Annotated in this window: 13 protein-coding genes and 1 tRNA gene; 5 read left to right on the forward strand and 9 right to left on the reverse strand. The window is 72.1% G+C overall.

Going from position 1 to position 14,506, the window contains the following annotated elements; genetic code table 11:
* Positions 1-127: 127 nt before the first annotated feature.
* The gene (mfd, locus tag AC1DZA_RS17635; RefSeq protein ID WP_476773738.1) at positions 128-3,826 is read right to left on the reverse strand and encodes a transcription-repair coupling factor; all 3,699 of its coding nucleotides are present in this window, start codon (positions 3,824-3,826) and stop codon (positions 128-130) included.
* A 150-nt stretch (positions 3,827-3,976) separates the two neighbouring features.
* Here mfd and AC1DZA_RS17640 point away from each other — a divergent pair, with 150 nt between their 5' ends.
* Positions 3,977-4,708 carry an RNase H family protein gene (locus tag AC1DZA_RS17640; protein WP_476760995.1) on the forward strand — a complete coding sequence of 244 codons (732 nt, stop codon included), beginning with the start codon at positions 3,977-3,979 and terminating at the stop codon, positions 4,706-4,708.
* 43 nt (positions 4,709-4,751) lie between these two features.
* Here the strand turns inward: AC1DZA_RS17640 and pth are convergent, their stop codons facing one another.
* The 3 genes from pth to AC1DZA_RS17655 form a co-directional block, all read right to left on the reverse strand.
* Positions 4,752-5,381: an aminoacyl-tRNA hydrolase gene (gene pth, locus AC1DZA_RS17645; protein ID WP_476760996.1), complete on the reverse strand. Its 630-nt coding sequence runs from the start codon at positions 5,379-5,381 to the stop codon at positions 4,752-4,754.
* 118 nt (positions 5,382-5,499) lie between these two features.
* Entirely contained in the window at positions 5,500-6,135 is a 636-nt protein-coding gene (locus AC1DZA_RS17650; RefSeq protein ID WP_476760997.1) for a 50S ribosomal protein L25/general stress protein Ctc, read from the reverse strand.
* Positions 6,136-6,358: 223 nt separating this feature from the next.
* Positions 6,359-6,886 (reverse strand): gluconokinase, encoded by a 528-nt coding sequence (locus tag AC1DZA_RS17655; protein WP_476760998.1) that lies wholly within the window; start codon positions 6,884-6,886, stop codon positions 6,359-6,361.
* A gap of 183 nt (positions 6,887-7,069) precedes the next feature.
* Here AC1DZA_RS17655 and gndA point away from each other — a divergent pair, with 183 nt between their 5' ends.
* Genes gndA through AC1DZA_RS17675 form a run of 4 tightly spaced genes read left to right on the forward strand, consistent with a single transcriptional unit; the run spans position 7,070 to position 9,623 of the window.
* Positions 7,070-8,485 carry an NADP-dependent phosphogluconate dehydrogenase gene (gndA, locus tag AC1DZA_RS17660; RefSeq protein ID WP_476773769.1) on the forward strand — a complete coding sequence of 472 codons (1,416 nt, stop codon included), beginning with the start codon at positions 7,070-7,072 and terminating at the stop codon, positions 8,483-8,485.
* Between the two features lie 37 nt (positions 8,486-8,522).
* A complete protein-coding gene (locus AC1DZA_RS17665) occupies positions 8,523-8,876 on the forward strand; it encodes a YidH family protein (RefSeq protein ID WP_476760999.1) in 354 nt (117 codons plus the stop codon).
* Positions 8,877-8,910: 34 nt separating this feature from the next.
* Positions 8,911-9,249, forward strand: a complete 339-nt coding sequence (locus AC1DZA_RS17670) for a DUF202 domain-containing protein (RefSeq protein ID WP_476761000.1) — start codon at positions 8,911-8,913, stop codon at positions 9,247-9,249.
* Positions 9,246-9,623, forward strand: coding sequence for a hypothetical protein (locus tag AC1DZA_RS17675; protein ID WP_476773739.1), 378 nt, complete (start codon positions 9,246-9,248; stop codon positions 9,621-9,623). Before AC1DZA_RS17670 ends, AC1DZA_RS17675 begins: the two co-directional genes overlap by 4 nt.
* A gap of 11 nt (positions 9,624-9,634) precedes the next feature.
* Here the strand turns inward: AC1DZA_RS17675 and AC1DZA_RS17680 are convergent, their stop codons facing one another.
* The 5 genes from AC1DZA_RS17680 to AC1DZA_RS17700 all read right to left on the reverse strand — a co-directional run bounded on the left by AC1DZA_RS17680 (position 9,635) and on the right by AC1DZA_RS17700 (position 14,410).
* Positions 9,635-10,162: a hypothetical protein gene (locus AC1DZA_RS17680; protein ID WP_476761002.1), complete on the reverse strand. Its 528-nt coding sequence runs from the start codon at positions 10,160-10,162 to the stop codon at positions 9,635-9,637.
* Between the two features lie 7 nt (positions 10,163-10,169).
* A complete protein-coding gene (locus AC1DZA_RS17685; protein ID WP_476761003.1) occupies positions 10,170-11,870 on the reverse strand; it encodes a long-chain-fatty-acid--CoA ligase in 1,701 nt (566 codons plus the stop codon).
* Between the two features lie 9 nt (positions 11,871-11,879).
* The gene (locus tag AC1DZA_RS17690; protein ID WP_476761004.1) at positions 11,880-12,857 is read right to left on the reverse strand and encodes a ribose-phosphate diphosphokinase; all 978 of its coding nucleotides are present in this window, start codon (positions 12,855-12,857) and stop codon (positions 11,880-11,882) included.
* Between the two features lie 37 nt (positions 12,858-12,894).
* Complete coding sequence (gene glmU / locus AC1DZA_RS17695; RefSeq protein ID WP_476761005.1) at positions 12,895-14,337, reverse strand: bifunctional UDP-N-acetylglucosamine diphosphorylase/glucosamine-1-phosphate N-acetyltransferase GlmU; 1,443 nt, start codon at positions 14,335-14,337, stop codon at positions 12,895-12,897.
* 1 nt (position 14,338) lies between these two features.
* Positions 14,339-14,410, reverse strand: a tRNA-Gln gene (locus AC1DZA_RS17700).
* Between the last annotated feature and the right edge of the window lie 96 nt (positions 14,411-14,506).

A 14,506-nucleotide genomic window follows, 5' to 3' on the forward strand; every position in this document is an offset into this window, starting at 1 on the left:
GTTCGTCACGATCCGCTCGCGGCAGTACCGGCGCCGGGGCGCGGCGTCGGGCGCGGGCGGCGGCGGCACCTTCGCGCACTGAGGCCGCGGCGGCGACCCGCGCCGGCCCCCCGCGCCGGCGACCCGGTCAGGCGGTGGCGGATGCCTCGGGCGCCGGCGCCGCGGCATCCGGGATCGGGAAGATCGCCGTGACGAGCCGCGACACCCACTCGATGAGGTCGGCGTCTCCCGGCAGCTCGCCCCCGGGCGTCGGGAACGGCACGAGGATGACGTCGTTCTGCGCGAAGTGCTTCGCGCCCGGGTAGAGGCGCTCGAGTCGCACGCGTCGCGAGTCTGGGATGTTGGCGGGCGCGATGCGGAGCTTGGAGCCGGTGGCGATGACGTCGGAGAGCCCCGCGAGCTGCGCCTGGCGGCGGAGCCGTGAGATCGCGACGAGGTGCGTCACCGCGTCAGGCGGGGTGCCGTAGCGATCGACGAGCTCCTCGACGACCGCGTCGATCTGGCCTTCCTTGGCGGCCGGCCCGCTGGCTGCGGACAGCTTCTGGTAGATCTCGAGGCGCAGCCGCTCGGAGTCGACGTAGTCCTCGGGGATGTGCGCGTCGACGGGCAGCTCCAGCCGCAGCTCGGTCTGGCCCTCGGCGACGTCGCCTCGGAAGGCCGACACCGCCTCGCCGATCATGCGCAGGTACAGGTCGAACCCGACGCCGGCGATGTGGCCGGCCTGCTCGGCGCCGAGCAGGTTGCCGGCGCCACGGATCTCGAGGTCCTTCAGCGCGATCTGCATGCCGCCGCCGAGCTCGTTGTTGGCGGCGATCGTGGAGAGGCGGTCGTGCGCCGTCTCGGAGAGGGGCTTCTGCGCGTCCCAGAGGAAGTACGCGTAGGCGCGCTCGCGTCCGCGGCCGACGCGGCCGCGCAGCTGGTGCAGCTGCGACAGGCCGTACTTGTCGGCGCGGTCGATGATGATCGTGTTGGCGTTCGAGATGTCGAGGCCGGTCTCGATGATGGTCGTCGAGACGAGCACGTCGAACTTGCGCTCCCAGAAGTCGACCACGATCTGCTCGAGCACGTGCTCGTTGAGCTGGCCGTGCGCGACGGCGATGCGCGCCTCGGGCACGAGCTCGGAGAGCTGCGCGGCGACGCGATTGATCGACGAGACCCGGTTGTGCACGAAGAACACCTGGCCCTCGCGGAGCATCTCGCGGCGGATCGCGGCGGCGACCTGCTGCTCGGAGTAGGGGCCGACGAAGGTGAGGATCGGATGCCGGTCCTCGGGCGGCGTGGCGAGCGTCGACATCTCGCGGATGCCGGTGACGGCCATCTCGAGCGTGCGCGGGATCGGCGTGGCGCTCATGGCGAGGATGTCGACGTTGGTCTTGAGCTTCTTGAGCTGGTCCTTGTGCTCGACGCCGAAGCGCTGCTCCTCGTCGATGATGAGGAGCCCCACGTCCTTGAACTTCACCTGCTCGGTGAGGATCCGGTGCGTGCCGATGACCATGTCGATGGTGCCGTCGGCGAGGCCCGTGACGGTCTCGCGCACCTCCTTGTCGGTCTGGAACCGCGAGAGCGCCCGCACGTGCACGGGGAACCCGGCGAACCGCTCGTTGAACGTCTCGAGGTGCTGCTTGACGAGCAGGGTCGTGGGCACCAGCATCGCGACCTGCTTGCCGTCCTGGATGGCCTTGAACGCGGCGCGCACGGCCACCTCGGTCTTGCCGAACCCGACGTCGCCGGCGAGGAGGCGGTCCATGGGGATGGGCCGCTCCATGTCGGCCTTGACCTCGTCGATGGTCTGCAGCTGGTCGGGCGTCTCGGCGAACGGGAACGCCTCCTCGAGCTCCTGCTGCCAGGGCGTGTCGGGCCCGAATGCGTGGCCCTTCGCGGCCATGCGGGCGGAGTAGAGCTTGACGAGCTCGACGGCGATCTCCCGCACGGCCTTGCGCGCGCGACCCTTCGCCTGCGCCCAGTCGCTGCCGCCCATCTTGGAGAGGGCGGGCGCCTCACCGCCGACGTAGCGGCTGAGCAGGTCGAGCTGGTCGGTGGGCACGAAGAGGCGGTCGCCCGCCTGCCCGCGCTTCGACGGCGCGTACTCGAGCACGAGGTACTCGCGCATGGCGGTGGGCTGCTGCTGGATGCCGGCCGTGCGGCTCGGGCCGGTGGGCCGGCTGCCCGTGGCCACCTCGCGCTGCACCATCTCGACGAAGCGGCCGATGCCGTGCGTCTGGTGCACGACGTAGTCGCCGGCCTTGAGCTGCAGCGGATCGACGACGTTGCGCCGCCGGGTGGCGAGCTTCGTGTTCTGGCGGGCGTCGTAGCCGGCCGCCCGACCGTAGAACTCCGACTCGGCGATGAGCGCGAGCTTGGCCTCGGGCACCTCGAACCCGCGCGCGGCCTCGGCCTGCACGAGGTAGGCGACGCCGGGCTCGAGGTCGGCCGGCACCTGGTCGACGATGCGCGCCGCGAGGCCGGCTTCGGCCAGCACGTCGCGGGCGCGCTCGACGAGGCCGTGACCGGCGGATGCCACGACGATGCGCCACCCGTCGCGCAGGCGCGCGCCGATGTGGTCGACGGCTCCGGCGACGTTGCCCGCGAAGCTCGGCATGGCGTTCGCGGCGATGCGCACGTACTCGGACGCGGCGCCGGCCGCCGCCTCGGCCGCCGCGGCATCGGATGACGCGGCCACCACCTCGGCGGCATCGCCGAGGTCGAAGCTGGAGAAGGTCCACCACACCCGGCGGGTGTCGGGTTCGCCGGGCGCGCTGAACAGCGCGGCCTGCCGGAACTCGCGGATCGTGAGGAAGTCGCCGGCGGCGAGGTCGATCGGCGCCTCGGCCCCGACGGTGGCGGCGCTCCACGCGGCGCCGAGGAACTCCCGGTTCGTCTCGGCGAGGCTCACGGCACGGCCCGCCACGCGCTCGGGCTGCACGACCGCGATGGCGGCGCCCTCGGGCAGGTAGTGCGCGAGCGGCACGAGCCGCTCGAGCAGCGCGGGAGCCAGCGACTCCATGCCCTCGACGGGGATGCCCTGCGAGATCTTCTCGAGCATGCCCGCGAGGCTCGGGAACTCGTGCAGCATCTCGCGGGCGCGCTGCCGCACGGCCGGGGTGAGCAGCAGCTCGCGGCTCGGGGCGAGCTGCACGCGCTCGACGACCTCGGGCAGGGAACGCTGGTCGGCCACCGAGAACGCGCGCAGCTCCTCGACTTCGTCGCCGAAGAACTCCACGCGCACGGGATGGTCGGCGGTGGGCGGGAACACGTCGAGGATGCCGCCGCGCACGGCGAACTCGCCTCGGCGCGAGACCATGTCGACGCGCGCGTACGCGAGGTCGACGAGCCGCACCGCGAGCTGCGACAGGTCGTACCCGCGACCGCCGGCGACGAGCTCGATCGGCGCGAGCTCGGCGAGGTTGTCGGCGAGCGGCTGCAGTGCGGCGCGCACCGAGGCGACCACGACGAGCGGATGCCGCGAACCGGCCGCCTGCCACTCGTGGAGCCGCCGCAGCGCGTGCAGCCGGCGCCCGACCGTCTCGGCGGAGGGGCTCAGCCGCTCGTGGGGCAGCGTCTCCCACGCGGGGAACTCGAGGAGCTCGCCACCGTCGAGGTACGGCGCCAGCGCGCCGCGCAGCGCCTCGCCCTCGCGGCTGGTGGCCGTGACGACGAGCAGCGCCGGCGGGAGGCCCGCCTCGATGCGGCGCTCGAGGAGGCCGGCGATGAGCGGCGCGTCGATGCCGGCGGGAGCCGAGAAGTCGGCGTTCCGCAGGGCCTCGGCGAGCGCGTCGTCGATCGTGGAGGCGCGCGAAAGCGCCCTGTTCAAGCCCTGCAGGATCACCGTCCGAGTCTACGCGCGGCCTCCGACAGGCCCGCCACCGTGCGCTGCCGGCGAACGGCTCGGCCGAACGCCTCGACGCGGACGGGCGACGCCGCGTCGCAGGCGCCCGATACGATGGGCGCCGCACCAGACCGACCCCGGAAGGACACCGTGATCACTGCCGCCGCCGATGGTTCGGCTCTCGGAAACCCCGGCCCCGCCGGCTGGGCCTGGTACGTCGACGACACCACGTGGGCGGCGGGCGGCTGGCCGCACGCCACCAACAACCAGGCGGAGCTGAAGGCCGTGCTCGAGCTCTTCCGGGCGACCAAGCACCTCGACGACGACCTGCTCGTCCTCTGCGACAGCCAGTACGTCATCAACTGCATCACGAAGTGGATGCCGGGCTGGAAGCGCAAGGGATGGCGCAAGGCCGACGGCAAGCCGGTCATGAACGTCGACCTGCTGCAGGAGCTCGACGACGAACTCGCCGGCCGTCGGTACCGCTTCGAGTGGGTGCGCGGGCATGTGGGCCACGAACTCAACGAGGCCGCCGACACCCGGGCTCGCGCGGTCGCCGAGGCCTATCGCCGCAAGGGCGCCGTCCCAGGAGGCCCGGGGTGGCCCGGCACAGACGTCGCCCCCGAGGTCGCGGCGCACCGGCTCGTGGAGGCCGAGCTCGAGCTCGCGGCGGCCACCGAGGCGGGCGCGTCCGGGCAGGCGGCAGACGCGAGCGAACCCGAGGCGGAGGTCGACGAGCCGGCGCTCTTCGCACTGGAGGACGCGCCCGACGCCTGGCACACGCTCACGCTCGAGCTCTCCACCGAGGAGCACGACCGACTCGTGCAGCGAGCCCGCGGCGAGGGGCTCTCGCCCGAGGATTTCCTCCGCGGCCTCATCTGAGCCGGGCAGGAGCGGGGCGGCCGCGTCGCCGCGGCATCCGTGGTCAGGCGGGCGAGTGGAACCGCTGCTGCGCCGCCACGAGCCCGTGCTCGACGATCGCCTCGACGGCGTCCGCGGCATCCGACACCAGGCTCGGCAGCGACTGCCGCTCGGTGCCCGAGAAGTCCTTCAGCACGAAGTCGGCGGCGTCCTGCCTCCCGGGAGGGCGCCCGACGCCGATGCGCACGCGGATGAAGTCGCCGTCGTCGGTCGCCTTCGACACGTCGCGCACGCCGTTGTGGCCGCCGTGTCCGCCGCCCTGCTTCAGGCGCACGGTGTCGAACGGGATGTCGAGCTCGTCGTGGAGCAGCACGAGCCGGTCGGCGGGCAGCGAGTAGTACTTGAGCAGGGCCGACACCGGGCCGCCCGACGTGTTCATGAAGCCGTTCGGCTTCGCGATGACGAGCTTGGGGCCACCGGGGCGGAGGAACCCCTCGGCCACGCGTGACGGCGTCTTGTGCGTCTTGAAGGTCGCGCCGAGGCGCCCCGCGACCTCGTCGGCCACCATCTGGCCGACGTTGTGCCGGTTGCCGGCGTACTGGGCGCCTGGGTTGCCGAGCCCGACCACGAGCCAGGTGTTCTCGGCCACGGCGTCGTCCTTCCGGCGGGCGCGCCATCGGTCGAGGAGGCCCATGGGCGGCTCCTTCCGGACGGCGCGGATACGAACAGGAAAATGGAACGGGGCCCGCGGCCCGCAGTCCGAGAGTACCCGGATGCGGCGCCGCGGGCCCCGTGCGCGTGGTCCGCTGAGGTTACTCGGCCGACTCGGCCGCGGTCTCCTCGGCGGGCGCCTCGGCCTCGGGCGCCTCGGCGGCGGCGGCCTCGGCGGCCTCCTCGCCCAGGTCGACCTTCTGGGGCACGTGCACGAGCACGACGAGGGCGTCGGGGTCGCTCACGAGGGTCGCGCCCGTGGGGAGCTCGACGTCCTTCGCGTGGATCTGCGTGCCCTCCTCGAGGCCCTCGATGGAGAGGACGATGTTCTCGGGGATGTGCGTGGCCTCGACCTCGAGCAGCAGCGTCTTGGCGTCGAGGTCGGCGATCGTGCCGGGGTACGACTCGCCCTCGGTGTGCACGGGGACCTCGACCTGGACCTTCTCGCCGCGCTTGATGACGATGAGGTCGATGTGCTCGATGACCTGGTGCACCGGGTCCTTCTGCACGTCCTTCACGAGTGCGATCTGGCTCTTGCCCGAGATCTGCAGGTCGAGCACGGCGTTCGCCTTGCGGATGAGCAGCGCGACCTGGTGGCCCGGGAGGGTGAGGTGCTGCGGCTCGGTGCCGTGGCCGTACAGCACGGCGGGGATCTTGCCGGCGGCGCGGATCTTGCGGGCCGCGCCCTTGCCGAACGTCTCGCGCGCGTCGGCGACGACCTTGTTGTCCTGCTCCATGGTGGTTCTCCTTGCGGGCTCGCGGCCCAGATCGTATGTCTGTCGTTTCGACTCGAACGCGCAGCATCTGACATGCGCTGGTGCGTGAGGAAACAGCCGTGAAGCCTGGTTCCACCGCGTCGATCACGGATGCCCCGCCCGCCGCTCTCGCGGACGAACCGGGCCTCCCTCGCCGAAGTTGTCAGGCCTGCCGCGCGTGAACGCGGAAGACCAAGGGGAGAGTCTACCAGTCCGACTCGAGTGCCGCGATCGCGCGTTCCACGACCGCGTCGACGGGTCCGACGTTCTCGATGCGGACGCCCGCCTCGTCCTCCGCGAGCGGCTCGAGCGCCTCGAGCTGCGAGGCCAGGAGGGCGGGGGGCATGAAGTGGCCGGCACGATCGCGCACCCGCTCGCCGAGATGCTCGGCCGGCACCACCAGCTCCACGAACACCGCGGCCGGGCACGCCGCGCGGATCGCGTCGCGGTAGGCGCGGCGCAACGCGGAGCAGGCGACCACCACGCCGGCATCGCCCGCGGCGAGCGCCTCCCCCACGAGCCGCAGCCAGGGCCACCGGTCGTCGTCGTCGAGGGGTACGCCGCTGCGCATCTTCTCGACGTTCGCCGCGGGGTGCAGGTCGTCGGAGTCCACGAACGCCGTTCCCGGGAACCGGGCGACGAGCCGCTGCGCGAGCGCCGCTCCGACGACCGACTTGCCGGAACCGCTCGGCCCCATGACGACGACCCTGGGCGGGTGGGCTGAGGCGCTCATGGGTTGCAGGCTAGCCGAACGGCGGACGCGGCATCCGCCCCACCGCAGCGGCGCAGCCTCACCGCAACAGCGCGCAACGGTGAGCGCCGCTCACAGTACGCTGGAGGCGACCCCGAACCCACGAGGAGAACTTTCGTGCCTGAAACCGGATCAGCAAACATCGGCGTCGTCGGACTCGCGGTGATGGGGTCGAACCTCGCCCGCAACCTGGCGAGCCGCGAGGGCAACACCGTCGCCGTGTTCAACCGCTCCCCCGAGCGCACGCAGACGCTGACCAGCGAGCACCCCGAGGCCGGCTTCGTGGCCGGCGAGAGCTACGACGACTTCGTCGCCTCCCTCGCGAAGCCGCGCACGGCGATCATCATGGTGCAGGCCGGCAAGGGCACCGACGCGGTCATCTCCGAGCTCGTCAAGCGCTTCGAGCCGGGCGACATCATCGTCGACGGCGGCAACGCGAACTTCCACGACACGATCCGCCGTGAGGCCGAGATCGCACCCACGGGCATCCACTTCGTCGGCGCCGGGATCTCGGGCGGCGAGGAGGGCGCGCTCAAGGGCCCGTCGATCATGCCCGGCGGCTCGGCGGAGGCCTACGAGACGCTCGGCCCGATCCTGGCGTCGATCGCCGCGGTCGCCCCCGACGGCGAGCCGTGCGTCACGCACGTCGGCACCGACGGCGCCGGCCACTTCGTGAAGATGGTGCACAACGGCATCGAGTACGCCGACATGCAGCTCATCGCCGAGGCCTACGACCTCATCCGCCAGGGCACCGGCAAGTCGCCCGCCGAGATCGCCGACATCTTCGCCGAGTGGAACGACGGCGAGCTCGAGAGCTACCTCATCGAGATCACGGCCGAGGTCCTGCGCCAGACGGATGCCGCGACCGGCCGTCCGCTCGTCGACGTCATCCTCGACGAGGCGGGCGCCAAGGGCACCGGCGCGTGGACCGTGCAGAACGCCCTCGACCTGGGCGTTCCCACCTCGGGCATCGCCGAGGCCGTGTTCGCGCGCAGCCTCTCGTCGAAGCGCGCGCAGCGCGAGGCGGCATCCGACCTGCCCGGCCCCTCGGGCGAGTGGAAGGTCGCCGAGGCCGACGTCGACGCCTTCATCGAGGACGTGCGCCGCGCGCTCTACGCGTCGAAGATCATCGCCTACTCACAGGGCTTCGACGAGATCGTCGCCGGCGCCGAGCAGTTCGGCTGGGACATCCACAAGGGCGACATCGCGAAGATCTGGCGCGCCGGCTGCATCATCCGCGCCCGCTTCCTGAACCGCATCGCCGAGGCCTACGCCGAGGACCCGGGCCTCGTGGCGCTCGTCGTCGCACCCTACTTCCGCGACGCCGTCGCCGGCACGCAGGAGAGCTGGCGCCGCATCATCGGCATCGCCGCGCAGGCCGGCATCCCGACGCCGGCGTTCTCGTCGTCGCTCGCGTACTACGACAGCCTCCGCGCCGAGCGCCTGCCCGCCGCCCTCATCCAGGGCCAGCGCGACTTCTTTGGCGCGCACACCTACCAGCGCGTCGACAAGCCGGGCGTGTTCCACACGCTGTGGTCGGGCGACCGGTCCGAGATCGAGACCACGCCGTCATCGCACTAGTCACGTAGTCTGGACGGACCAGACGAGGGGCGAGCGGATGCCGGAACCGGCGTGGCGGAGTGAGGGCACCGAGCCCGACTACCGCTTCACGCTGGCCAACGAGCGCACGTTCCTCGCCTGGATCCGCACGGCGCTCGCGCTCCTCGCGGGCGGGGTGCTGCTGCACCAGTTCGCGACCGAGCTCGGGCCCCGCCCCGCCGTCGTCGTGCTGTCCGTCGGGCTCGGTGTCATCGCGGCGGCGCTCAGCGTGGTGTCCTACACGCGCTGGCGCGGCAACGAGATCGCCATTCGCCTGGGCCGTCCACTGCCGTTCAGCTGGGTGCTGCCGGCGCTCGCGGGGGCCTGCCTCCTGACCAGCGCGGTGCTCGTCGTGCTGCTCGTCATCACGTGAGCCGTGGTCGTCTCGTGAGCGGATCGGTACCGGAATGAACCCCTACGTCGTGGATGCCACCGGCGATCCGGGCCTGCAGCCCGAGCGCACCGCGCTCTCGTGGACGCGCACGGCGCTCGCCCTCGCGGTGAACGCCCTGCTGTCGATGCGTGCCGGCCTGGTCGCCGGCGAGCCGGGGCTCGTGGCCGTGGGGGTGCTGCTCTTCGCGGCATCCGGCGCCGCCGTGGTCATCGGCACCGTGCGCCAACGTCAGCTGTCGGGTGCGCGCCTGGTGATCACCCCGCCCGCCGGGGCGCTCGTGGGCGTCGCGGCGGCGACCCTGCTCGCGAGCGTCGGCGGTGTCGCCAGCGTCTTCGTGGAGGGTGCGGCATGAGCGAGCGGCATCCCGAACTCGAACCCGACCCTTGGGACGACGACGACGGACGGCCCATGCCGGGCCACCGCCGGCGCCGCGTGCTGCGCGTCGTGGTGCTGATCGCCCTCGGCGCGCTGCTGCTGCCCCTCGTGCTCTCGGCGTACGGCGTGGCGAGGTCGGCGGCCGATCGGGCGTGCTCGGTCTACGTGGCGGCGTACGACACGGATGCGGCGGGATTCCGGTCGTCGTTCGACCTGTTCGCGCCGGGCGGGCCCGGCTGGGAGTGCTTCGCGATCTCCGAGCACGGCAGCGAGCGCCTGCTCGGCAACCTCGGGCCGATGCCGACCCTGCCGCAGCCGCAGCAGGTCGGGCCCGACCAGCGCGACGCCTGAGGTCGCTCGCCTCAGGTGGCCGGGTCAGGAGCGGCCGTCGCCGCCTCGTCGGGGAACACCCGCTTGTAGGTGCGCCCGTCGGCCAGCTCGACCGTGCGCGCCTCGAGCTGCCCGCGCGTGACGCGCTGGTAGATCGCCTGGGGGGTGACGCCGAGCCGCTTCGCCGCCTCGGCGACCGACAGGCCAGGCAGGTCGGTGGGCGAGCTCGAGGGTCGTTCGCGCTTGCGCCTGCGGCTCGCCTCCTGGCGTTCGGCGATGGCGTCGTCGCCGCCCGCCCAGCGGTACTTCGCGGCCGAGGGGCTGAGGCTCGCGGCATCCGCGACCTCCTCCCACGTGGCCCCGGCGGCCAGTGCCTCGCGCACGGCGACGAGCATGGCGGGCTCGGCCTCGAGGGCGACCGCGAGCGAGCGGATGCCCCGGAGCCGCTCGAGCGGCGAGGCATCCGAGTCGCCCGCCTGCTCCGACTCCCCCGCCTCAGGGGCCTCGAGCCGCGCCAGGCGCGCGAGGGCTGCGGCGGTGTCGGCGGAGAGGAACGGCACGGGGTCCTCAGCCCTCCAGGAGGCCGTTGCGCACCTCGCGGCGCAGCACCTTGCCGATGAGCGAGCGGGGCAGGTCGTCGGCCACCACGATGCGCCGGGGCACCTTGTAGGCGGTGAGCCCGTCGCGGGCGAAGGCACGGATGGCCGCCTCGTCGAACGTCGCGCCCGGCTTCAGCACGACCACCGCGACGACCTGCTCGCCCGAGTGCTCGTCGGGCAGGCCCACGACGGCGCAGTCCTCGACGTCGGCGTGGGCCCGGATGGCCTCCTCGACCTCGCTCGGCGCCACGTTGAAGCCGCCCGTGATGATGAGCTCCTTGATGCGGTCGACGATGCGCACGAAGCCCTCGTCGTCGATCGCGACGATGTCGCCCGTGCGGAACCAGTCGGCGCCGCCGTCGTCGGCCGGTACGAACACCGCGGCGGTCTCGTCGGGCTTCTTCCAGTAGCCCGAGAACACCTGCGGACCGCGCACGATGAGCTCGCCCTCGGCACCCGCCTCGCGGTCGACGGTCGGCTGGTCGGGGTCGACGACGCGCACCTCGGTCGAGGGCAGCGGCAGTCCGACGGTGCCGGCCTTGCGGTTGGGCGCGACGGGGTTGGCCATGAGCACCGGCGAGCACTCCGAGAGGCCGTAGCCCTCGACGAGGTACCCGCCGCTCGCGGCCTCCCAGGGCTCGACGACGTCGGCCGACAGCGGCATGGCGCCCGAGATCGCGATGCGGATGCCGTCGAGCGACACGCCCGCATCGGCGGCGGCCTTCGTGAGCCGGTCGTAGATCGGCGGCACCGCCGGGAGGAACGTGGGCGGACGCTGCTTCACGACCTTGAGCACGAGCTCGGGATCGAACTTCGGGAACAGCACGAGCCGGGCGCCCATGCTCATCGCGAACGTGAGGCACAGCGTGAGCCCGTAGGCGTGGAACATCGGCAGCACCGCGTACACCACCGACGTGCCGCGCTCGATCTCGGGCACCCACGCGCGCGCCTGTGCGGCGTTCGCACCGAGGTTCGCGTGCGTGAGCGTGGCGCCCTTGGGGCTTCCCGTCGTGCCGCTCGTGTACTGGATGAGGGCGACGTCGGATGCCGCGGGCGCAGCGACGGCGGCATCGATGCGGTCGGATGCCACGAGCTCGCGCCACGGCACCGTGCCGCGCACCTTCGTGGTGAGCGCGGCCCGCGACTCGCGCGCCTTCGCGACGGGCAGCCGCAGGGCGAACCGGGTCAGGAACGGCATGGCCCGGGTCACGTCGACCGAGACGATCGACTGCACCGCGACATCCGCCGGGAACGCCTGGATGGTCTCGACGACCTTGTCCCACGCGATCACGACGCGGGCGCCGTGGTCCTCGAACTGGTGCCGCAGCTCGCGCGGCGTGTAGAGCGGGTTGTGCTCGACCACGATCGCGCCGAGGCGGAGCACCGCGTAGAAGGCGACGATGTGCTGGGGGCAGTTCGGCAGCACGAGGGCGACCGGGTCACCGTGCTGCACGCCGAGCGCGCGCAGGCCCTCCGCGGCGCGGTCGATCTGCTCGCCGAGCTCGGCGTAGGTCGTGGTCGCACCGAAGAACTCGAGCGCGACATGGTCGCCGTACTGCTCGACCGACTCGTGCACGAGGTCGAACAGCGACCCCCGCTCGTCGGCGACGTCGTGCGGCACGCCCTCGGCGTAGCTCGACAGCCAGGGACGCGGGGTCGTGATCGCCATCGGGCCGGCCTACGCCGCGCCGTCGAACATGCTCGTCACCGAGCCGTCCTCGAAGACCTCGTGGATGGCGCGGGCGAGCAGCGGGGCGATCGGCAGCACGGTCAGGCGGTCCCAGCGCTTCTCGGGCGGGACGGGCAGCGTGTCGGTCACCACGACGCTGTCGATGGATTCGCTCTGCAGGATGTCGACGGCCGGGTTGGAGAACACCGCGTGGGTGGCCGCGACGACGACGCCGATCGCGCCGTTGGCCTTCAGCGCCTCGGCGGCCTTGGCGATGGTGCGGCCGGTGTCGATGAGGTCGTCGACGAGCAGGCACACGCGTCCGTTCACGTCGCCGACGATCTCGTGCACCGAGACCTGGTTCGGCACGAGCGGGTCGCGGCGCTTGTGGATGATCGCGAGCGGCACCCCGAGCTTGTCGCTCCAGATGTCGGCGACGCGCACGCGGCCCATGTCGGGCGACACGACCGTGAGCGTCGAGGGGTCGAGCTTGGCCTTGAAGTGCTCGAGCAGCACGGGCATGGCGAAGAGGTGGTCGACGGGGCCGTCGAAGAAGCCCTGGATCTGCGCGGCGTGCAGGTCGATCGACATGATGCGGTCGGCGCCGGCGGCCTTGTAGAGGTCGGCGACGAGGCGCGCCGAGATCGGCTCGCGGCCCCGGCCCTTCTTGTCCTGGCGGGCGTAGGGGTAGAACGGGGAGACCACGGTGATGCGCTTGGCCGACGCGCGCTTCAGCGCGTCGATCATGATGAGCTGCTCCATGAGCCACTCGTTGATGGGCGACGTGTGCGACTGGATCACGAACGCGTCGGAGCCGCGCACGCTCTCGTCGTAGCGCGCGTAGATCTCGCCGTTCGCGAAGGTGCGGGCGTCGGTCGGCACGAGCTCGGATCCCAGCTCCTCGGCGATGTGCTCGGCGAGCTCTGGGTGCGCTCGTCCGGAGACGAGCACGAGGCGCTTCGATCCGGTGGTCTCGATTCCCGACATGTGGTCTGTCCTCTCCACCCGCGCTGAGCCGGTGCGTTCAGTCTTCGTCGGAGCCGGATGCCTCTGCGGCGGCCTCGGCCGCCTGGGCTGCCGCGGTGCCGGGTCGATGCTTCTGGACCCATCCCTCGATGTTGCGCTGCGGGGCCACGTTCACGGCGAGTGCGCCCGCGGGAACGTCCTTGCGGACCACGGTGCCGGCGCCGGTGTACGCCCCATCGGCAATCCTAACGGGCGCGACGAAGACCCCGTGCGACCCGGTGCGCACGTGCGAGCCGACATCGGAGTGGTGCTTCCGCACGCCGTCGTAGTTGGCGAAGATCGAGCCGGCGCCGATGTTCGAGTGCTCGCCGATCGTGGCGTCGCCGACGTACGAGAGGTGCGGCACCTTGCTGCCCTGGCCGATGGTCGCGTTCTTCGTCTCGACGAACGTGCCGATCTTGCCGTCGGCGCCGAGCACCGTGCCGGGCCGCAGGAACGAGAACGGGCCGACGGATGCCCCGGCGCCGATGACCGACAGGGTGGCATCCGTGCGCTTCACCTCGGCGCCCGCGCCGATCTCGCAGTCCACGAGCGTCGTGTCGGGGCCGACGACGGCGCCGGTGGCGATCACCGTGGCGCCCTTGAGCTGGGTGCCGGGTCGGATCGTGACGTCGGGCTCGATCTTCACGTCGAGGTCGATCCACGTGGTCGCCGGGTCGTCGATGGTCACGCCGTTCAGCTGCCAGCCGCGCACGATCAGCGCGTTGAGGCGGGCGGCGGTCTCGGAGAGCTGGGCCCGGTCGTTGATGCCGGCGACGAGCCACGGCTCGGACACCGGCACCGCCTCGACCTCGGAGCCCGCCTCGCGGAGCAGCTGGATCACGTCGGTGAGGTACTTCTCGCCCTGTGCGTTGTCGGTGGTGAGGTTCGCGAGCTGGTCGCGCAGCGCGGCGGCGCCGAACGCGTAGATGCCCGCGTTGATCTCGCCGATCGCGCGCTCCTCGGCGGTGGCGTCCTTCTGCTCGACGATGCGGTCGAACGCGCCGTCGGCGCCGCGCACGACGCGGCCGTAGCCCGTGGGGTCGTCGTAGACGGCCGAGAGCACGGATGCCTGCGCGGCATGGCCGCGGTGCTGCTCGAGGAAGGCGGCGAGCGTGTCGGCGTCGAGGAGCGGCACGTCGCCGTTCAGCACGAGCACCTCGCCCGCGAAGTCGTCGGGCAGCGCGGCGATGGCCTGCTCGACGGCGCGCCCGGTGCCGGGGATCTCGTCCTGGTCGACGACGACGACGCCCGGCATGACGGCCTCGACCTCTGCGGCCACCTGGTCGCGCTCGTGGCGCACGACCGCGACGACGTGCGCCGCGTCGAGCGCGTTCGCGGTGCGCAGCACGTGGGCCACGATCGGCGATCCGGCGAGCGGGTGCAGGAGCTTCGGGGTGGCGGACTTCATGCGGGTGCCCTGGCCGGCGGCGAGCACGATGATGGCGAGATTCTGGTCCATGCTCCGCCACCAGGATTCGAACCTGGTCCTCACAGCTCCAAAGGCTGTCGTGCTGCCGTTACACCATGGCGGACCGCTCGGAATCGACGATTCCGAGCGCCCTACAGTCTGCCAGACGCGGCGCCGCGAGGCGTCGCGTCTGGTCTTGTCATGTGACCTATTGGTCACG

This window comes from Agromyces sp. P2_B3 (assembly GCF_056404815.1).